This window comes from Streptomyces sp. NPDC006294, assembly GCF_042870895.1.
GTDB lineage: Bacteria > Actinomycetota > Actinomycetes > Streptomycetales > Streptomycetaceae > Streptomyces.
In genome coordinates, this window is sequence record NZ_JBIAHV010000001.1 from 192,351 (window position 1) to 213,879 (window position 21,529).

The following is a 21,529-nucleotide window of genomic DNA, read 5'->3' on the forward strand; positions in this document are numbered from 1 at the left end:
ACGAGCCATGGGCGCGCGGCTACCCGGGCGCTCGTGGGGTATGCGTAGCGGATGGCCGACCGATACCTGACCGTTGCCTTGAGCAGGCGCGGCGTGGAGTGCACCGCCCGCCTGCTCGTCGACAAAGCCCCCCTGACCTGCGCCGCTGTCTGGCATGCGCTGCCTCTCGCCGGAGATGTGTATCACGCGAAGTATGCCCGAAACGAGATTTATGCGCTCCTGCCGGCCTTCGCCGAGGAGGAGCCTCCGCTGGAGAACCCGACGGTGACGCCCATCCCCGGCGATCTGTGCTATTTCACCTTCACGGACGTGCAGTTGGGCACGGACTCCTACGGTTACGAGTCCGCCGCAGCGCACCGTGGCCGCACCACGGTCGTCGACCTCGCGCTCTTCTACGAACGCAACAACCTGCTCCTGAACGGCGACACCGGCTGGGTCCCGGGCATCGTCTGGGGCGAGGTGGTGGACGGCCTGGACGCGATGGCCGACGCCTGCCAGGACTTGTGGCGCACGGGGGCGGCGGGGGAGACGCTGTCGTTCCGCAGAGCGTAGGGGGCAAGCCCCGGACCCCGTACCGTGCTTCCCGCGGTGCCTCGATCGTCGGCCGCCAGGCCGTAGGGGGAGATCGAGGAGCGGGGTCCGGGGCGGAGCCCCGGAAGCACCGTCCGCCCAGTTGGCGTCGGCCGGCCGAGGGTTCCTTGCCGGACCGGCGATGAACCGGCCGTTGCGGGCGGTGGCCGTCTTCTCCGGTCTGCTGATGCCGGCCCTGCTGGTGCGAGCGAACTGACTGCAGTACGTGGACGCCGAAGAACTGGCGTCGAACGAGAACGACCGGCGGGTGCAGACCGACAGGTTCGCCTCGCCGCGGGGCGACATCATTGTCGGCGGTCAGGCCGTGACCGGGTCCGAGGCCGTACCGGGCAGGGACTTCACGTACAAGCGCACCTACGCCAACGGGCCCATGACCGGGCACGGGGTCCGTGGTCACCACCATCGATCCGAGGGCGCAGAAAGCGGCCTGTGAAGGGCTGACGGATCGGGAAGGCGCGCGGGGAGCCGTAGTCGCTATCGCCCGCAGCGTCATGAAGGCCGTCCTGCGGACGCAGTCCCGCGGCGCCTCGACGCACGCGGGCGGTACCGACCTGTGATGGTCGGACACCGCCCCGTGCTGTGGTCTGCGTCGGGTCCGCAGGACATGGACCGTGCCCCTACGTCGGGACGCCCGCCGCGTACAGCGCCTCCGCGGCCCGCAGCACCAGCCCGTCCGCGTGCCGCGCGCCCACCAGCTGGACGCCGATCGGCAGACCGTCCCCGTCGGCCCCGCACGGCACCGTCGCCGCCGGCTGCTGCGTCAGGTTGAAGGGGTAGCTGAACGGGGTCCATCCCGTCCAGCGGTGGTGCGGCGAGCCCGCCGGGACCTCGGCGCCCGCCTCGAACGCGGTGATCGGCAGCGTCGGCGTGACCAGCAGGTCGTACGACGTGTGGAAGCGGCCCATGCGCCGGCCCAGCGCCATCCGGGTGTCGACCGCCGCCAGGTAGTCCAGCGCGCTGTACCGCGCGCCCGCCTCGACGATCTCCCGCAGTCCGGGGTCGAGCAGCTCGCGCTGGTCCGTGGCGAGGTGCTCCACCACCCGGGCCGCGCCGCTGAACCACAGGGTGTGGAAGGCCTCGACCGGGTCGGTGAAGTCGGGGTCGGCCTCCTCGATGTACGCGCCGGCCTCAGCCAGCGCGGTCACCGCCCGCCGGACCGCCGTGGCCACCGCCGGCTGAACCGCGACCTGGCCGCCGAGCGTGGGCGAGTACGCGATCCGAAGGCCCTTCACCCCTTCGGCCAGCCCCGCCCGGACGCCTTGCGCGGGGCCGAGGTGGGACCAGTCCCGCCAGTCGTCGCCGCTGATCACGTCGAGCATCAGCGCCGCGTCCGCGGCGTCCCGCGTCATCGGCCCGACGTGGGCCAGCGTCCCGAACGGGCTCGACGGATACATCGGCACCCGCCCGTACGTCGGCTTCATGCCGAAGATCCCGCAGAAGGAGGCCGGGATGCGCACCGAGCCGCCGCCGTCCGTCCCGAGCGACAGCGCGCCCGCGCCGAGGGCGACGGCCACCGCGCTCCCGCCGCTGGAGCCGCCCGCCGTGCGCGACGGGTCGTGGGGGTTGCGCGTCACGCCGTGCCGGGGCGAGTCGGTGACACCCTTCCAGCCGAACTCGGGCGTCGTCGTCTTGCCGAGGAACACCGCGTTGTGCGCCCGCAGCCGGGCCACCGACGGGGCGTCCTCCTCCCAGGGGCCGTCCTCGCGGATCGTCCGGGAGCCCCGCAGCGTGGGGCCGCCCCGTTGGAGGAGGAGGTCCTTGACCGTGACGGGCACCCCGTCGAGCAGGCCCTGCGGCTCACCCGTCCGCCAGCGCCGCGCCGACGCCTCCGCCTGGGCCAGGGCCTCCTCCGCGTCGACCCGGACGAAGGCGTTGACCTGTGGTTCGACGGCCTCGATCCGTTCCAGCGCCGCGCGGGTCGCGTCGACGGGGGAGAAGTCACCCTTCTCGTAGCCGGCCAGCAGTTGACGTGCGGTGAGGTCAGTCAGGCGAGTCGTCATGCATGGGGACGTACCCACGTTTCTTGTCCACCACGTTCGGCAGGGGCTTTCCGGAGGACCACAGTTCGTACATCTCGACGAACTGCTCGCCGAGCCGGTCGCGCCAGCCGACGGTGTCGCCGCTCATGTGCGGCGAGACGATCAGCCCCGGCACGTCCCACAGCGGGCTGTCGGCGGCGAGCGGCTCGTGCTCGAACACGTCGAGCGCCGCGCCGGCGATCCACCGTTTCTCGAGCGCGGCGGCCAGGTCCTTCTCGACGACGAGGGGGCCGCGGCCGACGTTGACGAAGTGCGCGGAGGGCTGCATCAGGTCGAAGCGCCGGGCGTCGAACATGCCACGTGTGTCGTCGGTCAGCGGCGCCGCGCACACCACCCAGTCGGCGCGCGCCAGCAGCGGATCGAGGTCGCGCGTGCCGTGGATGCCGTCGCGCGGTGTCCGTCCGACGACCGCGGTTCTGACCCCTACCGCCCGGAGCGTGCGGGCCACCGTGCGGCCGATGGGCCCCGCGCCGACGACCACGGCCCGCGTCCCGGCGACCGCCAGTCCTTCCCGGTGGTGCCAGCGCCGCTGCCGCTGCAGTTCGAGGGTGCCGGGCAGATCCTTGGCCATGGCAAGAACGAGCGCCGCCACGTATTCGGCGATCGGCGCCTCGAAGATGCCGCGGGCGTTGGTCACGACGGTGTCGGATTCAGCCAGTTCCGGACAGAGCAACCGGTCCACTCCGGCGCTCGGGGTGTGCACCCAGCGTGGCCGCGGACCTTCACCCGGCCAGGCGCGACGGACCGCGTCCGATGTGAAGTCCCATACCAACAGGGCGTCCGCAGAGGGGAGTTGATCGGCGAGCGTGGCCTCGTCCGCGTATGTCACACGGACCTGTCCGGTCAGCCGGCCAAGCCGCGGAGGAGGGTCCGCGCTCAGTACGAGAAGTGTCGGTTCGGACATCGGTCGGAAATCGCTTCCTGACGTCTGACATATACGGATTGACCACGCTCGCACCCCAACCTACCGTCGTCAACAAGACACCAAGGGGGCCTGCGATGGACGTCTCCTTCATCGGTGGACCACAGCCGCAGCATGGTGTCGGCGTGGTCGCCCCGTTCGATTTCGCTCTGGACCGTGAGCTGTGGCGCTGGGTGCCCGACGACGTCTCGCTGCGGCTCACCCGCACCCCCTTCGTGCCGGTCGGGGTCTCCCTCGACCTGGCCCGTCTGGTGAGCGAGCACGAGACGCTGCGCGAGGCCGTACGAGCCCTGGGGGCGTCCGAGCCCGAGGTCGTCGCCTACGCCTGCACCTCGGGCAGTTTCGTGGGGGGTATCGCCGGGGAACGCGCCATGTGCGAGGTGATGAACACCGCGGGCGAGGTGCCCTCCCTCACCACCTCCGGAGCGCTGCTCCAGGCGCTCACGGAGCTGGGCGCCACGCGCATCGCCCTGCTCACGCCCTATACGGAGTCGGTCACCCGCTCATTGGAGGCGTATCTGGGGGAAGCTGGAGTGACGGTGACGGGCCGCGCCTTTCTGGGACTGACCCGGCACATCTGGAGAGTTCCTTACCGGGCGGTGGTCGACATGGCGCGCGAGGCGGTGATCGGCGCGGCCGACGCGCTGTTCATCAGCTGCACCAACCTGCCGACGTACGACGCGATCCCGCAGCTCGAGGCGGAGCTGAGGATGCCGGTGCTGTCCGCCAACCAGGTGACGATGTGGGCGGCGCTGCACGCCATCGGCGCCAAGGCCGTCGGTCCTTACCAGGCACTGCTGATGGAGCCGGAGGCGCTCGCGGGGACGCTGCCCGGAGTGTCGCCGGCGACGGCATCCGCGACCGAGGCGGGTCCGGAGACGCTGCCCGAAGAACAGGAAGGCTGGACATGACGACGGTCGGACTTCTCTACCCGGGACATTCCGCGGAGGACGACTACCCACGGCTCGAGGTGCTGCTCGACAGCGACGTCAGGCTGCCCCTCGTGCACACCGACATCGGCGAGGACGCGCACCGCGTCGACGCGCTGCTGAAGATCGGCTCGCCCGAGCGGCTGGCCGCCGGTGTCGAGGCGCTGCGCCTGGAGGGCGCCGAGTCGGTCGTGTGGGCGTGCACCAGCGGAAGCTTCGTCTTCGGCTGGGAAGGCGCCCACGAGCAGGTCCGCGAACTCGCCCGGGTGGCGGGGATGCCGGCGTCCAGCACCTCGTTCGGCTTCGTGCACGCCGTACGGCACCTCGGCACGCCGAAGGTCGCGATCGCCGCGACCTACCCGGCGGACGTCACCGAGCACTTCGCCGCCTTCCTCGAGAAGTCCGGCGCCGTGATCGTCTCCGGCCGGGACGCCGGCATCCTGACGGCCGAGGAGGTCGGCACCTGGGGCCGCGAAGAGGTCCTCGAACTGGCGCGCTCGGCCGACCATCCCAACGCCGACGTGGTGCTGATGCCGGACACCGCGCTGCACACCGCGGCGCATCTGGCCGATCTGGAGTCCCTGCTCGGCAAGCCGGTCGTCACCGCCAACCAGGTGACCGTGTGGGAAGGTCTCCGGCTCGCGGACCGCCGCGCCTGGGGAGACAAGCTGGGCAAGCTCTTCGCCCGGCCCGAGCCTCCGGGGTAGGCCCCCTTGGAGCAGGGCCCGGGAATAACCGGAGACGCCCTCCTGTTAACTGCCTGCCAGGAACGACGGACGCAGGAGGGCCCAGCGGTGAACGCAGGCGCAGAGGACAACGCAGACGCACAGGACGCGGCTCACGAGATCCGGGGCGTGGCGGCCGGCACCGCACCCGTACCCCTTTCCGTGCTCGACCTCGTCACCGTCGGCAGTGGACGCACCGCCACCGACGCGCTGCGCACCAGCGTCGACATCGCCCGCCTCGCCGAACGCCGCGGCTACCACCGGCACTGGGTCGCCGAGCACCACTCCATGCCCGGCGTCGCCTCCTCGTCCCCGGCCGTGATCCTCGCCCACCTCGCCGCCCACACCGAGCGCATCCGCCTCGGCTCGGGCGGCGTCATGCTGCCCAACCACGCGCCGCTCGTCATCGCCGAGCAGTTCGGCACGCTGGAGGCGCTCGCCCCCGGGCGCATCGACCTCGGCCTCGGCCGGGCGCCCGGCACCGACGGCGCGACGGCGGCGGCGCTGCGGCGCACCGACCGTCCCCCACTGCCCTCCGGGCGTGGGGGTGCCCCCATTCACTCGGGCGCCGACGACTTCCCGGAGCAGCTCGCCGAACTCACCCGCTTCCTCGACGACGACTTCCCCGACGGGCACCCGTACGCCCGGATCCACGCCGTCCCCGGACCCGTCCAGGCCACCGCGGCCGGCGGCGTCCAGTCCCCGGCCCGCCCGCCCGTCTGGCTGCTCGGCTCCTCCGGCTTCAGCGCGCGGCTCGCGGGGGTGCTCGGTCTGCCGTTCGCCTTCGCGCACCACTTCTCGGCGAAGAACACGATCCCGGCGCTCGACCTCTACCGGGAGTCCTTCCGGCCGTCCGCCGTGCTCGACGCCCCGTACGCCCTGATCGGCGTCGCGGCGCTCGCCGCGGACGAGGAGCACGAGGCCCGCCGCCAGGTCCTCACCGGCGCCCTGTCCATGCTCCGGCTCCGCACCGGCCGGCCCGGGCTCGTCCCGACGCCGGAGGAGGCGGAGGCGTATCACTTCAGCCCGATGGAACGCGAGTTCGTCGACAGCTGGCTGGCGAACATCGTCCACGGCACACCGGGGGCGGTCCGGGCGGGCCTGGACGACCTTCAGAAGCGGACGGGCGCGGATGAGCTGATGCTCACGGCGAACGCGCATGGTGGGGTGGCGCGGGTACGGAGCTTCGAGCTGATCGCGGACGCGTACGGGTTGCCGGGCTGAGCAGCGGGGTGCGGGGGCGTGGCGCCTGCGGCGGGTGTGTTCCCCTACCCGCCCCTTCCCGAACCGGGGCAAGCCCCGGACCCCGTACCGCGCTTCGCGCGGTGGCCTCAATCGCCGGCCGGGCTGGATTTCGCTCCGCGAAATCAGCCTCGCCGGCGATTGAGGCGCGGGGGTCCGGGGGCGGAGCCCCCGGTTACGGGAAGGGGCGGGTAGGGGAACACGTGCCCGCGGCCGACGTCGCCGCGCCCGTCCCCAGCATCTCCCCGATGCGTTCCGGCGCCACCGCCCGGGAGTACAGCCAGCCCTGGCCCGTGTCGCAGCCGATGCGTCGCAGGCGCGTCGCCTGGCCGGGCGTCTCCACGCATTCCGCGGTGACCGTGAGGCCCAGCCGGTGGGCCAGTTCCACCAGGGCCTGGACGATCGTCTCGTCCGCCGGGTTGGCCGGGGTCTCGTCCTGGAAGCCGCGGACGAACGTTCCGTCGAGCTTCAGTACGGACACCGGCAGCCGGCTCAGGTACGCCAGGTTCGAGTACCCCGTACCGAAGTCGTCGATCGCGATGTGGACGCCCATGTCGCGGAGCGCCTGCAGGGCCTGCAGGGGGCGTCCCGCGGAGCCCATCACCGCCGATTCGGTCAGCTCCAGTTGGAGCAGGTGCGGGGCCAGCCCCGTCTCGGAAAGGATCTCCGCGACGTCCGCGACCAGGTCGGAGTCCCAGACCTGGCGTACGGCGACGTTGACGCTGACGAAGAGCGGCGGCACGCCGGGGTGGTCGAGCTGCCACTGCCGCGCCTGCCGGCACGCCGTACGCAGCACCCACCGCCCGAGCTGCACGATCGAGCCGTCCTCCTCCGCGATGGCGACGAACCGATTCGGCGTGAGCGTGCCGAACCGGGGGTGGTTCCAGCGCACCAGCGCCTCCACGCCCCGCGTCACCCCGTCCGCCATGCCCACCAGCGGCTGGTACTCGAGCGTGAACTCCCCCCGCTCCACGGCGGGACGCAGCATGGAGGAGAGCACCTGGCGGGCCATCCGGTGCGCGTTGCGCTCGGGGTCGAAGAGGGTCCAGCGGGACTTGCCGTCCTCCTTCGCCCAGTCCAGCGTCGTGTCCGCGGCCTGCATCAGCCCCGTGGCGCTCGTGCCGGTCACCGCGCGCTCGACCACGCCGATCGACGCGGACACCGACAGCCGCTGTCCGGCGAGGTCGAACGGCTCCTGGAGCGCGGCCAGTACCGACCTGGCGAGGTCGGCGACCTGCTCGGTGCCGGTGGAGTCCTCGACGAGGACGGCGAACTCGTCGCCGCCGAGCCTGGCCACCAGGTGCCCGCTCGCGCACTCGGTCAGCCGGGCGGCGACGGCGGCCAGCAGCCGGTCGCCGACGCGGTGCCCGAGAGTGTCGTTGACGGCCTTGAACCCGTCGAGATCCAGGTAGCACAGGCCGATCCGGCCGGTGGAGCCCTGGTCGTACGGGGACGATTCGAGCGCGGCGGTCAGCCGCTCGAAGAACAGCGTCCGGTTGGGCAGCCGGGTCACCGGGTCGTGCATCTGGAGGTGCCGCAGCCGGGCCCGCAGTTCCCGGCGGTCGCTGATGTCCGCGACCGACAGCAGCACGGTGGTGCTGTCGGGCACCGGCGCGACGGTGACCTCGGCCCACAGGACCCGCCCGTCCGGGTGCTTGAGCCGGCGGGTGCAGCGGAAGCGCGAACGGCGGCCGCGCAGGGCCTCGCGGTAGGCGTGCCAGGTGCGGGCGTCGGAGGCGAGGTCGATGAGGTCGGCCGCGTACTGGTCGCGCAGCTCGACGGGGCGGGTGCCGAGCAGCGCGGCGAGCGCTTCGTTGGCGCTGATCACCACGCCCTGGGGGTCGACGACGGCCATGGCCAGTTGCGCCGCGTTGAAGGCGGCACGGTAGTCGCGCAGTTCGGAGTACTTCCGGCCGAAGGTGTGACGCTCAGTGACCGTGGGTCGGATGCGTCCGGGGACTGCGACGCCCGCGGGCCCTTGTCCTTCGGAGGTTCCGCTCACCGCTCACTCCCGCAGTGCAGTTGTGTCGTACAGGGTCGTACAAATGTGGTCGGGGGATGGCCCGCCAAGGCATTCGACGAAGAAATCCAGCAAGAACTCGGGGAAAGTGTGCCGATCATAGAGCCAGCGGAGCCGGCCGTTCCAGCGTGACCATCATGTGACAGGGCCTCCTGAGGGAGCGGTCGATCGTTTCTGCGCGGGTCGGGAGCGGGGTCTGCCGACTGCTGACCACTTGTGACTTTCTGTGAGCCATCGGAGTGTCGCCGTCTGGCGACGGGGTTCGGGCCGGTGTCGGGTCGGTCACCCGAGTGGGGCACCGGAACAGGGCGTATCACCAGAAAACATCACAGGGTGGGTGGCGCATCCCGTATTCCGCTGCCGGAGGTCCACGTGGAGGGTCAGCAGTCGCCCGGGGGAGCACCCGGGAGAGTGGAACGACTGCGCAATGCCGCGGCCGCGCTCACTTCGCTCATGGCCTTCACGGCCGCCTCCCTCGTGGCCGGCCCCGCGGTCGCCGACACGATGGGCGGCCCGTGCGCGCTGCCCCGGACGGCCGCTCACCACTCGCTGGGCCTCGACACCTGGAACGCGGCGTACACCCGGCCGGTCACCGAGCTCGACGCGGTCATGATCTTCCTGTCGTTTCCGGACTCCGTGCCGCTGAACCGGCCCCACGAGCTGGCGGCCGACCACTTCCCCGCCACCAGCGACTTCTTCCGGCGGGCGTCCTACGGCGCCTTCTCCCTGCGCGCCCACCCGCTGACCGAATGGCTGCCGATGCCGAAGCCCTCGGTCGCCTACGGCATACAGCGGGACTGGGAGCCCGAGCACCGGGCCGCCTATCTGCGGGACGCCGTCGCCGTGGCGGACGACCGGGTCGACTTCTCCGCGTACGACATCGTCTATCTGGTCGCCGACCCCGACGCGCCCGGCGTCGACTCCGACGCGACCAAGGTCGTCAACTTCGACCGGCCGCTGCGCGCCGACGGCACCGACATCCGCCGCGTCGTCACCGTCTTCGAACGCCATCCGCCGGACCGCAACGTCCTCGCCCACGAGACCGGTCACGTCTTCGACCTGCCGGATCTCTACCACCGGCCGGTGGACGGCCACGGCGACTGGGACACCCACGTCGGGGACTGGGACGTCATGGGCAGCCAGTTCGGTCTGGCCCCCGACCTGTTCGCCTGGCACAAGTGGAAGCTCGGCTGGCTCGGCAGGTCCGAGGTGCGGTGCGTCAACGCCGAGCGCGGCGGCGACCCGGTGACCCTCGAGCCCGTCGCCGCCGCGCCCGCGCGCGGCGGCAGCGTCGGCACCCGGCTGGCGGTCGTACGGACGGGGCCGCACAGCGCGCTGGCGATCGAGGCACGCGGCGCCACCGGCAACGACGCCTACACCTGCACCGAGGGCGTGCTGCTCTACCGCGTGGAGGGCGAGACCGCGTCCGGCGGCGGTCCCATCGAGGTCGTCGACACGCATCCGGAGACGGAGGCCTGCCGGGAGGACTCGGTCTACCCGCCGCTCGCGGACGCGCCGCTGCGGGTCGGGGAGACGTTCACCATGCCGGGGCCGCCCGGAGGGCGGGTGCGGGTGGAGGTCTCGGAACGCACCCGGGCGGGGTCGTGGACGGTGAAGGTCACCACCGCCTAGGCGGCACGAAGAAGGCCCCCCGCTTGCGCGAGGGGCCTTCTTCCGTCTGTGCGCCGCCAGGGACTCGAACCCCGGACCCGCTGATTAAGAGTCAGCTGCTCTAACCAACTGAGCTAGCGGCGCCTGCTGACGTCGTAGACCTTAGCATCCTGATCGGCGGGAGGAAAAATCGATAAAGCCGCTCCTCCGGAGGCCTTCGCGCGCACCGCCCGCACACACGCCCACAGCAGGACCTCCGGCCCGGGCAGCCAGGGCTGACGGGTGTCGGGCGCGACCAGCCAGCGGGGCTCGGAGGCGTCTTCCGTGGGGGTCAGGGGCGGTACGGTCACCGCGTCGCCCACGCCATGGCAGAGCAGGGGCGGCACGGCGTCGCCCCACTCCTCCCAGTCGAGCAGCGACGGCAGCCGCCGGGCCGTGCCGGGCGCGGCGAACAGCATCATCCGGCCCCGGTGCATCGCCACGGGCCCGGATCCGGGGCCCTGCGACCACAGCCGGTCGAGCATCCGGCGCCCGAACATCGTGGGGACGTTCACCACGTCGAACACCGAACCGCACGGCAGCACGGCGGGCGCGGTCGGCCGCTTCTCCCACTGCGCGAGCGCCGATCGGGGATACGCCTCCGCCGAGGCGAGCCAGCCGGCGCCGGGGGGCGTCACCCGGGCCGCCGTGTGGTCCTGGCCGTCGGGGACGGCGTCCGTCAGGGGGGCGGGGTCTCGCAGCCATGCGGTCATGCACTCATGCTTACCGCGAGTGATACTGCAATTTCACTTCGTTCCGCGAAACGGGGACAGGGCGGGGCGGAGAGGGGTATCTTTCGCCCCGCCATCTTCGACTGGCATATGACGGACGGGTGGGTGGAGGCTCACTGGACCGGTCCGAGAGGCGCGTCCGCGCCGTCACCCGGACCGCGGCGGGCGGGCTCCCCGCCCCGGCCGGCCGGGCGTTGCGCCGGCGCAGCTGCCTGGTGCTCACCGACGCGGGCCGGGCGGCCGTCGCCGAGGCGCACCGGACGCGGCAGTCCTTCTACGGCCGGGTGCCGGACGGCTGGTCCGCCGACGAGATGCACCGGTTCGCCGCGTTGCTCGCCAAGTTCGTGGACCGTCTCGACGAGGAGGCCCGCGCCGAGTGACGCCAGGGACGGCGAGGCTCAGCCGCCATGGTCCCCCGGCCGACGGTGCGTCAGTGGCCCCCGCGCAGCAGGTCCCTGCCGAAGTCGATCATCTTGCGGGCGTAGTCCTCCGTCCAGCCCGCCCGCTCGCCGATGTCCGCCGGCGTCAGCCGGTCGAAGCGGCGGGGGTCGGCGAGCTGGGCCGCCGCGAGGGCCTGGAACTCGACCGCGCGGTCGGTCGCGGCCCGGAAGGCCAGCGCCAGTTCCGTCGACCGGTCCAGCAGCTCGCGCGGGTCCTCCATGGACTCCAGGTCGAAGAAGTGCTCCGGGTCGGCGGCAGCCTCCGACGGCTCGAACAGCAGGGGGGCAGGCCGCACCCTGCGCTCGGTCGTCCGCTCCGGTTCCGCCATGTCCGTACTCCTCCTCGCGTCGCGGTCCGCACTGCCGGACCGCCCTCCATTGTCCCGCTCCGCGCAAGACCGTCTCAGGCCGTCCCCGGATCCCACCGCACCCGGTGCTCGGCCAGATGCGCCAGCACCGCGTGGTTCGCCTCCCAGCCGTCCGGGAACCTGACCGTCACGCCGAGCTGCACCGGCTCCGTCGACGGGTGCTCGTCCAGCAGCTCCTCCACGCCTTCCCGGCACACGACGATGCACGCGTGCCGGTGGCGGGAGGCGAGGACGCACAGGCGCCCGGTCTCCAGATGGAACGCCGTCGCGTCCGGCCGCCCCGACAGCGGGTGGAGCACGACCGTCACGTCGTACTCCCGGCCCTGGAGACGGTTGGCGGTGTCGACCGTGACGCCCGCGACCCCCAGCTCCGCCAGCGCGGCGCGCACCACCGCCGCCTGGTCGCGGTGGGCCGTGCCGACGGCGATCCGGTCGGCGGTGAGCGGCACCGGCTCCGCGGACCGCTCGGAGACCGCCGCGCCGCCGCGGTCCAGCAGCCGGCGCACGACCAGGGCCACGGCCCGCACCGCCTCCGGGTCGGTGCGCGGGGTGTGGCGCGCGGGCAGCTCCAGCAGACCCCACCCCGACTCCGCGGCCTCGTCGAGGACCCGGTCGGGCCCCGACCCGTCCGACGGCACACCGAACGCCAGCCGCCGGTCACCGTCGCCGGTGCCGCTCCGGAACGGCGTGTACGGGTAGAACGCGGCGGACACCAGCGGCGCCGCCGACGCCGGCAGCCGCCAGGAGACGGGCAGCCGGTGCTGCGGCAGGTCCGGGTTGTGCGCCAGCAGCGTGGACACCGCGCTGGCCGACGGATCGTACGAGAGCCCCGCCCACTGCTCGGAGCCGACGATCGAGAACGGGTCGAGCTGCCCCGGATCGCCGACGAACAGGGCCCGTTCGAACAGCCCGGCGACGGCGAGCAGGGCGTCGGAGCGCATCTGGTACGCCTCGTCGACGATGGCGTGCCGCCAGGGTTCGACGCCCTGCACATGAGCCCACTTGGCGGCCGTGGAGATGACGACGTCCAGACCGGCGAGGTCGCCCGCCTTCGCCGACTTCCGGACGTTGTCCAGCCCGTCGAGCGCCTTGTCGTACGGGTCGGAGTCGTTCGAGTGCAGCCGGCCGACGGGCAGCTCCGGCTCCTTCTCCGCGAGCCGCAGCACCAGGTCGTCGACCTGCGCGTTGGTCTGCGCGACGACCATCAACGGGCGCCCCGCGGCGGCCAGTTCGAGCGCGGCGCGCACGACGAGGGTGGACTTGCCCGCGCCCGGCGGCGAGTCGACGACGACGCCCCTGGCGGAGCCGTGGAGCGTGTCGTGCAGGATGCCGGCGGTCGCGCGCGCCGCCTCGGCGCCGGGATCGGGCACCGGGCGGCCGGGCGCGGGCAGCTCACGGGCGGACGTCACAGCAGGTCATCCGGGGTGACGCGGTCGGGGATCTCGGCGGTGTCGGACCTCGGGGGGCCGCCGTGCGTCCACGGCGTCTCCTCCGGGTCCGGCAGCTTCGGCCCGCCCCGCTGGTCGTGCTCGAACAGGGTCCAGGCGATCCGGTCGCCCTTGACGGGCACGGAGCCCTCCGCGGGGACCTTGGCGCGGCCCATCCGGTCGGTGACCCGCAGCACCAGCGTCCCGTCGTCCTCGTACCGTACGAACTCCGCCGTCTGCGGCTTGCCGTCCAGCGAGCGGTACACCTTGATCCGGCTCTCGCCCCCGGCCGGCGGGGCTCCCGTCGCGCCGTGCCCGCCGAGGTGCGGGCGGTCGTCCGTGCGCACGGTCAGCAGGGGGCGGGGGCTCGGCCGTTTCGACTCGGACCAGGCCATCTCCACGTCGATCACCTCGGACACGAACGCCTCGCCGGCGAGGCGGCGGCCCGCCAGCACCAGCGGATCGTCCAGTGCCTCCTGGGCCTCCAGCTGCGCCTGCGCGGTCTCCCGCGCGGCGAGCTTCTGCGCCGCGGTCACGGCGTCGTCGCGCCGGGGCTGCGGCGGTTCGCCGGCGCGGACCCGGTCGCGGTGGGCGGTGAACGACCAGCGGTCGCGGGTCCAGCGCTCCTCGACACGGGAGCCCTCGGGGAGCCCGCGTACGAGATCGAGAGCCCGCCACACCGCCTGCCAGGTGGGCCGCATCTGGTTCGCGACCAGCCGCCTGACCTCCCGCTCCGCACGGTGCAGTTCACCCAGCCGCTCGTCGGCGCTCTCGCCGTCCTCGGCGGCGGCGAGGAGCTGCCGGGCCCGGTCGTAGCGCTCCATCGCGGGTGCGAGACGCCGGTTGTCGAAGACGGGATCGGTCGCGGGCCCGGCCGGCGGGCAGCGCAGCAGGCCCTCCCGGTCGCGGCCCAGCTCGGCCCGGAGCGCCGCCTCGGCGCCCGACTCGCCCTCCGCCGCGTCGATCCAGGCGAGCAGCGCGCCCAGATGCTGGTCCTCCAAAGAGGACTGGCCCGTCGCCCAGTGCCGGTTCAGCAGGTCCGTCGCGGCGAGCAGCAGGGACGAGCCGGGAACGCGGGCGCGCTCGCCGTAGTGGGTCAGCCAGCGGCCCAGCAGCGGCACCCGCGGCGGCGCCGGATACGGCGTGTCCGGGTCCTGCTCCGCCGTACGCCGGAACCGCATCGAGCGGCCCAGCAGCCGTACGAACTCCACGCCGGCGCGGCTCGGCACGATCAGCTGCGGGGCGTCCGCGCACAGCTCCACCTCGACGGTGACCTTCTTGCCGGTCTCCGCGTCGGTCTCCTTGCGCTCGACGAGCTCGACGTCGTCACCGAAGCCGTCCAGATACGGCAGCAGCACATCGGCCAGCTCGGCCAGGAACGCCGAGCGCAGGTCGCGGTCGCGGGGCTGTGCCACGACCAGCAGCCGCGGCTCCTCGCGGTCCGTGCCCACCAGCGCGCCGAGCGGCGCCCCGGCCTCGCCCGCGGTCGTCAGCGGTACGAACACCATCGGGCGCGCCGACACCCGCCGGTGGCGGACCGTCGCCAGCGGCTGGGCGCGGCCCGTCTCGACGGCCTCCAGCCGGGCCAGTGTGGCGATCAGCGACATCCGCCCGCCTCCCGTGCCACGGCCGCGTCGGCCTCCCGCGTCATGGCCGCGTCGGCCTCCCGCGTCATGGCCGCGTCGGCCAGTGCCTCCGATCGCAGGGCCGCGGCCCGCCGGAGTGCCGCCACCGCCGGGTCGGCCGGGTCACCGGCCTCGCCGCGGGCGGCCGCCAGCACGCCGCCCACCGTCGTCAGCCCGCCCAGCTCGCCGCGGACCGACCGGCCCAGCGCCTCCACCGCACCGTCCTGCCTGGCCCGGTCACGGCAGTGGAACGCCAGCTCGCACGCCGCCAGGCACTCGGGTGCGTACGCGTGCGGCACCGACTCGACCGCGGCCGTCAGCTCGTCCGCCGAGCACGCCTCCAGGTCGAAGGTGAGCCCCTCGGGCAGCGCGGCGGCGATGTCCTCGACGCGGGTCAGCCTCGCCAGCTGACGGCGGGTCACGGACAGCTGCTTGCGCACGTCCACGACCGACGCGGTCGGCAGATTGGAGAAGTCCTTCGGGCAGACCAGCAGAATGCTGTGCGCGACCCGCGCGTCGTCCGTGACGGCGGCGACCCGCTCCAGGGCCAGTACGTACACCGCGGCCTGGCGGGCGGCGGCGCCGACCTTCGACGCGTCCGCCGACGCGTCGATCATCGGGAACGACTTGATCTCCACGACCGTCCACCGGCCGTCGGGGGCCACGACCACCGCGTCCGGCTCCAGATACGCCGGCGAGCCCGCCACCTCCAGGGCGAGCAGCGGATGGTCGAGCAGCGTCCACGCCCCGGCCGCCGTCGCCTCGCGCAGCGCCAGCGCCGTACGCGCCGCGCGGCCCTCGGGCCCGGCCGCCGCCAGGTCCGGCACCAGCGCGCCGGCCGGATCCTCCAGACCGAGCAGACGCAGCAGCTCCTTGCCGCCGTCCGCCTTCACCTTCGCCTCGAAGGCGTTGCCCCGCATGAACGCGAACTGCGACTGCCCGAACGTCCCCGGCGAACCGAGCGCGGACGCCAGCGCCGCCTTGTCCACCCCGGCGCCGTCCAGCAGCGCCCGGCGCTCGCACCCCGGGTTGGCGGCGAGCGCCGCCAGGGCGCGGGCATCGAGCGGATGGGGCTGCGCGGCAGGACCGCGCAGCTCAGCGAGCCGCTGCCGGAGTGCTGTCGTCGGCGCCTGCGGAGGGGGTCCGCTGCCCAGGGATTCGCTCACCCGCGGAAGTCTCGCATCCGCCACCGACAACGGTGGACCTCGATGCCGTCGCAGCGAACCCGGACCGCTGCCGCGTGAGGTCGGCGAGCCGCATCGCGGGCCTGGTCAGCAGCGCGCCGACGCCCATGACGGCCGCGCCGCCGACCGCGTCGAGGAAGTAGTGGTTCGCGGTGCCCATCACCACGATCGTGGTGAGCAGCGGATAGCCGACGGCAAGGGCCCGCGGCAGCGGCGTACGGCCGTGCCGCCACAGCATCACACCGCACCACAGGGCCCAGCCGACGTGCAGGCTCGGCATCGCCGCGTACTGGTTCGTCATCCCGCCGAGCCCGCGCGGCGCGCTCGCCTCCGTGCCCCACCAGCCGTACGAGCTGTACTGCGCCATCGTGTCGACGAAGCCGTGCGCGGCGTCCAGCAGCCGGGGCGGGCAGGTCGGCATCAGCGTGAAGCCGACGAGCCCGAGGAGCGTGGAGACCATCAGCCAGGTGCGGGCCGCGCGATAGCGGAGCGGCCGGCGGCGGAAGAGCCACACCAGCACGGCCGGGGTGACCACGTAGTGGAGGGAGGCGTAGACGAAGTCGGCGGGTATGCCGAAAGCGGGGACATCGGTGAAGAGACGGTTCAGCGGATGCTCGGCGTTGAGCAGGAGTGCCTTCTCGGCCCGGAGTATCGCGAGACCGTGGTCGACCGCCGTCGCGACGTCGCCGCGGGCGAGCAGACGGCCGGCCGAGTACGCGGCGTAGACGACGGCGATCAGCAGCAGCTCGGTCCACCAGCGGGGCCGGTGGTGCGGTGCGGTCTGCGGCATCCGTCGGTCTCCGTCTCAGTGGTCGTGGCTCGTGGTCGTGATCAGGCGTACGGGAGTGGGGACGCCGAGATCGTCGGGGAGGTTGCCTGTCGTTCATGTGCGCGATGATGGGGCGACATCCGATCGTGAACCTCAGGAGAGCCACCCATGGCACCGCGGATCCTGCTCGCCCGGCACGGCCAGACCGAATGGTCACTGCTCGGCAAACACACCGGCAGGACGGACATCCCCCTGCTCGAAGAGGGCCGGCGCGGCGCGAAACTGCTCGGTGAGCGGCTGCACCGCGCGCCGTGGTCCGGCCTCGAAGGCGTCGAGGTCCGCACCAGCCCGCTGGTACGGGCCGGCGAGACCTGCGCGCTCGCGGGCTTCGGGGAGCGGGCGGAACCCTGGGACGCGCTGATGGAATGGGACTACGGGGCGTACGAGGGCCTCACCCCGTCCGAGATCCACGCGCTTCAGCCGGGGTGGCTGCTCTGGAACGACGGCGCGCCCGGCGGCGAGACCCTCGCGGCCGTCTCGTCCCGCGTCGACGAGATCGTCGAATGGGCCCGCTCCGCCGACCGCGACGTCCTGGTCTTCGCCCACGGCCACATCCTGCGCTCCCTCGGGGCGCGGTGGCTGGGCGAGGACATTTCCTTCGGAGGCCGCATCCGGCTCGACCCGACGAGCCTGTCGGTGCTGGGGTGGGCGTACGGGGAGCCGGCGATCGAGCGCTGGAACGACACGGGGCATCAGGAGGGGTGACGGGGGGTGTGCTGCGGGTGCGGGGCCGCTGCGCGTTCCTGCGGCCTGGCGGCCGCGGGGGGACCCCCAGCTTCCCGAACCGGGGCAGGCCCCGGACCCCGTACCGCGCTCCGCGCGGTGGCCTCAATCTCCCCCTACGGCCTGGCGGCCGTGGGAGATGCCCCCAGGCCGGGGCTGGAAATGCCGCTGCACGGCAACCAGCCCGCCGGCGCTCAAGGCGCCCGGACCGGGCGGAACCCGGCGACTTCAGCCCCGCTTGAGGGCACTCCCCCTACGCCGGGCGGCGTGGGACGTACCCCCACCCACGGCCGCCGGGCCGTAGGGCGGTTGAGGCGCGAGGTTCGGGGGCGGAGCCCCCGACAGGACCGGCCAATCCCGCCCGCCGGCGTTTGAGGCGCGGGTCCGGGCAGAGCCCGGTTCGGGGAGGGGAGGGGAACACGCTCGCCGCCCGGCGCAGCGCATCCGCGTGCGTCACGCCGGGTGCGGCGTCGCCCGCCGGTGGAGGAACGACGACACCGCCGGCGTCCGGCTGTGCGGGCGCAAGACGTGCGCCGTGCTCGTCAGCATCGACTCGATGCGCGACGACCGCACCTCGCCCAGCAGATCGAGCACCTGCTCGCCCGCCACCGCCGCCTCCTCCGGCGCCCCCGCCCGCGCCAGGTCCGCCGCCAGTTCGGCCCGGTAGAGCGCGAGGTTGCGCGTGAAGCGGCGGTCCTGGAGCGTCGCCGCGCGCTGGGCGTGGCGGGCCGCGCGGGACCATTCGCCGAGGGTGGACCAGCACTGGGCCTGGAGGGCCTCCAGTTCGGGTTCGGCGAAGAAGGACATCCACTCCGGGTCCGCGCCCGACGCGCCCCGCGCGAAGTACGCGTGCGCCCGCGCCAGCGACTGCTCGCAGCTCGCCCTGTCACCGAGCCCCGCCCAGCCGCCCGCCTCCCGCAGCGCGAGCAGGGACAGCAGTCGGGGCGAGGCCACCCGCCGGGCCGCCCGCTGGCCGGCCTGCGCGGTGCGTACGGCCTCCCGCGGCCGCCCCGCGTCCCTGGCCAGGAACGACGTGTTGCAGAACGCGTGGGCCTCCAGGCCCGGGTCGCCGGCCACGCGGGCCGTGGCCAGCGCTTCGGCGTAGTGGGAGCGGGCGTCCTCGAAGCGGCCGGAGTCGTGGGCGAGCCAGCCCACCGAGATGGCGAGTTCGCCGGCGCCCGCGTGCAGCCGTTGCTCCGTCGATCTGCGCGCCGCCGTGCCCGCGTCGAGCAGTGCGTAGGCGGCCCGCAGGGGTTTCGCCGCCTGCCGGTACAGACCGTCGGCGCCGTGCCGGTCGTCGATGAGGCGGATCCGGCGTACGGCCTCCTCGACGGCGCGGACCTCGCTCTCGCCGACCCGTGGCCGGCCGGACACGGACTCGGGCACGGGCCCCAGGCCCAGGGACGCGGCCGCCACCGTGGTGGAGCCGCTCGTCATGAATGCGCGACGCAGCACGTCGCTCTCCTCGTCGCTGTCACGTGCGCCACTGCCCATGGGGACGGGGCAGCAGGGATGGTGGTTCGGATGGGCGGCCGGTTCCCCCGCGGGCCCGGACGCCGCCCGGCCGCGCGCACCGCGCCCCCGCACCTGTTCCCGGGCCGTGAAGCCCATGTCCGTCAGCGCGAGGCCGGGGAACATGTGCAGGAACACCCGCTCGTACGCGTAGTTCGGGCAGCGGATCTCGCCGGACTCGACGCGCCCGATGTACCGCGCGTCGCAGGAGACCTGCTCGCCGATCTCGCGGGCGGCCCTGCGGACGACCGTCGCGAACTCGTTCGGTGAGCGGTGTCCCCGCAGCCGGCGGAAGGCCAGGTTGGGGACGGGAGGGGCAACTGCCCGTGATGCCTTGGACGATGACGCCATGGCCGAGCCCTCTCTTGGTGCGGCCGGATTCCGGCGGGCAAGAACGTACCTGCTGTGAGAGGTCCCTCACACGGGGTTTGGCAACAAAAGGGACATCTCATCGGCGATCTGCCATGAACTGCCATCCTTTGCGGCGGCGTGCCGCCGTAGCCGTTGACGCGCACGGGCGTTGAACCGTACGGAGGCGCGTCACGTGTCTCCACTCGAGCGAGGAGGGGATCCCCTTGTTGGAGGTCGGCATGGAGGCCAGTGCGACGCCCGCGACCACGGCCGGACACCTGCCCAGCCCCGACCGCAGCGCACCGCCCGCGTGCGGCGCGGTGGGGAGGGCGGGCCCGGCAGGGGCCGCGGAACCGTGCGACCTGGTGACCGTCCCCGCCCGGCAGGGCCTCGAGGCGGTCGACATCCTGCGCCGCGCCGCCGCGCCCGCGGTCGGCCCGGTGCTCCACGACGGGGCGTGCGACACCCTCGGCTTCCTCGTCCCGCCGGGCACCGCCGAAGCCTGGGACATGCCGGGCAGCGCGTGCACGCAGACGTCCGGCCGGGGCCTGCGCATTCCCCCGGAGCCGCCCGTCACCGGCTCCGGGTGGCTGCTGCCCCCCGGTGACGACGCCGACGCGGTCACGGACCCGGCTGTCCTGCGGAAGGCGCTCGGCGAGGCGGCCCGGCTGATCGAGGCGGCGGACAACTGCCGCTGACCACCGGACCCGCGCTTCCCCCGGGGAGGCCAGGGCGGGCCGCCCGGACGCGGCACTCCGGCGGCCGGGCGATAATGGACGCGTGGCGAAGAACAGGCGGCGTGGGGGCGGTGGCGCGGAGGCCGTCGTCGCGGCCGTGGACGCCGGGCTCGCGGAGCTGGTACCCGACCGCGACCGCCCGCGCGGCTGGACGCTGCTCGTCGACGGCGCCCCGCAGTCGCACGTCGATCTCGACGACCCGGCCCACCTGTCCTTCGAGTACCAGCGCAGGCTCGGTCACGCCGTGGATCTCGCCGCGCCCGCCGGACGGCCGCTGCACGTCGTGCACCTCGGCGGCGGAGCCTTCACCCTGGCCCGTTACGTCGCCGCCACCCGCCCCCGCTCCACCCAGCAGGTCGTCGAGCTCGACGCGGCTCTCGTCCAACTCGTACGGGAACGGCTCCCCGTGGACCCCGGCGCCCGGATACGGGTGCGGTCGCTCGACGCCCGGGCCGGGCTGGCGAAGGTGCCGGACGGCTGGGCGGACGTGGTGATCGCGGACGTGTTCAGCGGTGCGAGCACCCCGGCGCATCTGACCAGCACGGAGTTCCTCGCGGAGGTGCGCAGGGCGATGAGGCCCGGCGGCTGCTACGCCGCCAACATCGCCGACGGGCCGCCGCTCACGTATCTGCGGGCCCAGATCGCCACGGTCGCCGCCGTCTTCCCGGAGCTCGCGCTCGCCGCGGACCCGACCGTGCTGCGCGGCCGCCGCTTCGGCAACGCGGTGCTGCTGGCGTCGGACGCCGCGCTGCCGGTCGCCGAGTTCACCCGTCGCGTGGCGAGCGACCCGTTCGCCGGCCGGGTCGAACACGGGCGCGCGCTGGCCGACTTCACGGGCGGGGCGGTGCCCGTCACCGACGCGAGCGCCAAGCCGTCCCCCGCGCCGCCGCCGGCCGTCTTCCGCTGAGCGCCGTCCGCCCGCCTCAGCGTTCGTCGAACTGGACCATCGGCGGATGCCCGTTCCAGGTGCAGAACACCGACACCTCGTGCCCGTCCCGCGTGAACGTGACCCGGATCCACGTCGGCTGCTTCCACACCTGCATCTGCCAGTCCGCCGCCGGGGTGGCGGAGACCAGCTCCGCGGAGTTCTCGCCGATGTCGAAGACGACCCGGCCGCCTTTGACGTTGTAGCCCTTCACGTCCCCCGACTCCGGCTCTGCCGTCGCGGGGGAGTCCTCGGGCGGGACGGGCTTCGCCGCCGGGGGCGGCGTGGTCGCCGGCTTCCTGTTCGGCGGACGCGACGGCGACGGGGAGGGGGAGCGGCTCGGCGGCCGGGCCGTCGACGCCGCCTGCGGCTCGGCGGCCGGGGTCGTCGGGGTCTGTGCCGTGATGGGCAGTGCGCGCGGCCGGTCGTACGCGGTTCCGGCCATGACCGTGTGGACGCCCCACCACGACAGCGTGACCGCCGCGCCGGTGGACAGCGACCACGCCATGGCATGTACGAGTCCTCGATGCATCCGGGCCATAGTGCACCACCCGCACCG

General features: G+C 73.5%; 21 protein-coding genes and 1 tRNA gene. 10 read left to right on the forward strand and 12 right to left on the reverse strand.

What is annotated here, in order from left to right; translation table 11 throughout:
* Positions 1 to 51 precede the first annotated feature (51 nt).
* Positions 52 to 552 (forward strand): DUF3830 family protein, encoded by a 501-nt coding sequence (locus ACFYOP_RS00875; protein ID WP_356889510.1) that lies wholly within the window; start codon positions 52 to 54, stop codon positions 550 to 552.
* Between the two features lie 244 nt (positions 553 to 796).
* Complete coding sequence (locus ACFYOP_RS00880; RefSeq protein ID WP_388450512.1) at positions 797 to 1,024, forward strand: hypothetical protein; 228 nt, start codon at positions 797 to 799, stop codon at positions 1,022 to 1,024.
* Between the two features lie 184 nt (positions 1,025 to 1,208).
* Here ACFYOP_RS00880 and ACFYOP_RS00885 read toward each other — a convergent pair whose 3' ends face one another.
* Together ACFYOP_RS00885 and ACFYOP_RS00890 are read right to left on the reverse strand one after the other, a co-directional pair.
* Positions 1,209 to 2,591, reverse strand: coding sequence for an amidase (locus tag ACFYOP_RS00885; protein WP_356889512.1), 1,383 nt, complete (start codon positions 2,589 to 2,591; stop codon positions 1,209 to 1,211).
* Positions 2,572 to 3,534, reverse strand: a complete 963-nt coding sequence (locus ACFYOP_RS00890) for a D-2-hydroxyacid dehydrogenase (protein ID WP_356889514.1) — start codon at positions 3,532 to 3,534, stop codon at positions 2,572 to 2,574. The genes ACFYOP_RS00885 and ACFYOP_RS00890 overlap by 20 nt, the downstream gene beginning before the upstream one ends.
* Positions 3,535 to 3,629: 95 nt before the next feature.
* Here ACFYOP_RS00890 and ACFYOP_RS00895 point away from each other — a divergent pair, with 95 nt between their 5' ends.
* From ACFYOP_RS00895 to ACFYOP_RS00905, 3 genes are all read left to right on the forward strand, one after another.
* Entirely contained in the window at positions 3,630 to 4,463 is an 834-nt protein-coding gene (locus tag ACFYOP_RS00895; RefSeq protein WP_356889516.1) for a decarboxylase, read from the forward strand.
* Entirely contained in the window at positions 4,460 to 5,188 is a 729-nt protein-coding gene (locus ACFYOP_RS00900; protein ID WP_356889518.1) for a decarboxylase, read from the forward strand. The genes ACFYOP_RS00895 and ACFYOP_RS00900 overlap by 4 nt, the downstream gene beginning before the upstream one ends.
* A gap of 87 nt (positions 5,189 to 5,275) precedes the next feature.
* On the forward strand, positions 5,276 to 6,430 hold the full coding sequence (locus ACFYOP_RS00905; protein WP_388450517.1) for an LLM class flavin-dependent oxidoreductase: 1,155 nt from the start codon (positions 5,276 to 5,278) through the stop codon (positions 6,428 to 6,430).
* Between the two features lie 193 nt (positions 6,431 to 6,623).
* On the opposite strand, the gene ACFYOP_RS00910 is transcribed toward ACFYOP_RS00905, so the two are convergent.
* On the reverse strand, positions 6,624 to 8,450 hold the full coding sequence (locus tag ACFYOP_RS00910; protein WP_356889520.1) for an EAL domain-containing protein: 1,827 nt from the start codon (positions 8,448 to 8,450) through the stop codon (positions 6,624 to 6,626).
* A gap of 390 nt (positions 8,451 to 8,840) precedes the next feature.
* On the opposite strand from ACFYOP_RS00910, the gene ACFYOP_RS00915 reads away from it, so the two are divergent.
* Positions 8,841 to 10,100, forward strand: coding sequence for a M6 family metalloprotease domain-containing protein (locus ACFYOP_RS00915; protein ID WP_356890218.1), 1,260 nt, complete (start codon positions 8,841 to 8,843; stop codon positions 10,098 to 10,100).
* 49 nt (positions 10,101 to 10,149) lie between these two features.
* On the opposite strand, the gene ACFYOP_RS00920 is transcribed toward ACFYOP_RS00915, so the two are convergent.
* Together ACFYOP_RS00920 and ACFYOP_RS00925 are read right to left on the reverse strand one after the other, a co-directional pair.
* Positions 10,150 to 10,223 (reverse strand) — tRNA-Lys (locus ACFYOP_RS00920).
* On the reverse strand, positions 10,214 to 10,831 hold the full coding sequence (locus tag ACFYOP_RS00925) for a bifunctional DNA primase/polymerase (RefSeq protein WP_356889522.1): 618 nt from the start codon (positions 10,829 to 10,831) through the stop codon (positions 10,214 to 10,216). Before ACFYOP_RS00925 ends, ACFYOP_RS00920 begins: the two co-directional genes overlap by 10 nt.
* A 119-nt stretch (positions 10,832 to 10,950) precedes the next feature.
* On the opposite strand from ACFYOP_RS00925, the gene ACFYOP_RS00930 reads away from it, so the two are divergent.
* On the forward strand, positions 10,951 to 11,229 hold the full coding sequence (locus tag ACFYOP_RS00930; RefSeq protein WP_356889524.1) for a hypothetical protein: 279 nt from the start codon (positions 10,951 to 10,953) through the stop codon (positions 11,227 to 11,229).
* 50 nt (positions 11,230 to 11,279) lie between these two features.
* Here ACFYOP_RS00930 and ACFYOP_RS00935 read toward each other — a convergent pair whose 3' ends face one another.
* From ACFYOP_RS00935 to ACFYOP_RS00955, 5 genes are all read right to left on the reverse strand, one after another.
* Positions 11,280 to 11,618 carry a hypothetical protein gene (locus tag ACFYOP_RS00935; RefSeq protein ID WP_356889526.1) on the reverse strand — a complete coding sequence of 113 codons (339 nt, stop codon included), beginning with the start codon at positions 11,616 to 11,618 and terminating at the stop codon, positions 11,280 to 11,282.
* A gap of 74 nt (positions 11,619 to 11,692) precedes the next feature.
* Positions 11,693 to 13,066: an AAA domain-containing protein gene (locus ACFYOP_RS00940; protein ID WP_356889528.1), complete on the reverse strand. Its 1,374-nt coding sequence runs from the start codon at positions 13,064 to 13,066 to the stop codon at positions 11,693 to 11,695.
* A complete protein-coding gene (locus tag ACFYOP_RS00945; RefSeq protein ID WP_356889530.1) occupies positions 13,063 to 14,691 on the reverse strand; it encodes a hypothetical protein in 1,629 nt (542 codons plus the stop codon). Before ACFYOP_RS00945 ends, ACFYOP_RS00940 begins: the two co-directional genes overlap by 4 nt.
* The gene (locus ACFYOP_RS00950; RefSeq protein ID WP_356889532.1) at positions 14,682 to 15,875 is read right to left on the reverse strand and encodes a hypothetical protein; all 1,194 of its coding nucleotides are present in this window, start codon (positions 15,873 to 15,875) and stop codon (positions 14,682 to 14,684) included. The genes ACFYOP_RS00945 and ACFYOP_RS00950 overlap by 10 nt, the downstream gene beginning before the upstream one ends.
* Entirely contained in the window at positions 15,805 to 16,683 is an 879-nt protein-coding gene (locus ACFYOP_RS00955) for a phosphatase PAP2 family protein (RefSeq protein WP_356889534.1), read from the reverse strand. The genes ACFYOP_RS00950 and ACFYOP_RS00955 overlap by 71 nt, the downstream gene beginning before the upstream one ends.
* Positions 16,684 to 16,830: 147 nt before the next feature.
* Here ACFYOP_RS00955 and ACFYOP_RS00960 point away from each other — a divergent pair, with 147 nt between their 5' ends.
* Positions 16,831 to 17,427, forward strand: coding sequence for a histidine phosphatase family protein (locus ACFYOP_RS00960; RefSeq protein ID WP_356889536.1), 597 nt, complete (start codon positions 16,831 to 16,833; stop codon positions 17,425 to 17,427).
* A 471-nt stretch (positions 17,428 to 17,898) separates the two neighbouring features.
* Here the strand turns inward: ACFYOP_RS00960 and ACFYOP_RS00965 are convergent, their stop codons facing one another.
* Entirely contained in the window at positions 17,899 to 19,308 is a 1,410-nt protein-coding gene (locus ACFYOP_RS00965) for a tetratricopeptide repeat protein (protein ID WP_356889538.1), read from the reverse strand.
* A 239-nt stretch (positions 19,309 to 19,547) separates the two neighbouring features.
* Between ACFYOP_RS00965 and ACFYOP_RS00970 the strand changes: the two genes are divergently transcribed.
* Both ACFYOP_RS00970 and ACFYOP_RS00975 read left to right on the forward strand, forming a co-directional pair.
* Positions 19,548 to 20,006 carry a hypothetical protein gene (locus ACFYOP_RS00970; protein ID WP_356889540.1) on the forward strand — a complete coding sequence of 153 codons (459 nt, stop codon included), beginning with the start codon at positions 19,548 to 19,550 and terminating at the stop codon, positions 20,004 to 20,006.
* An 82-nt stretch (positions 20,007 to 20,088) separates the two neighbouring features.
* Positions 20,089 to 20,952, forward strand: coding sequence for a fused MFS/spermidine synthase (locus ACFYOP_RS00975; protein ID WP_356889542.1), 864 nt, complete (start codon positions 20,089 to 20,091; stop codon positions 20,950 to 20,952).
* A gap of 16 nt (positions 20,953 to 20,968) precedes the next feature.
* Here ACFYOP_RS00975 and ACFYOP_RS00980 read toward each other — a convergent pair whose 3' ends face one another.
* Entirely contained in the window at positions 20,969 to 21,511 is a 543-nt protein-coding gene (locus ACFYOP_RS00980) for a hypothetical protein (RefSeq protein WP_356889544.1), read from the reverse strand.
* Positions 21,512 to 21,529: the final 18 nt, after the last annotated feature.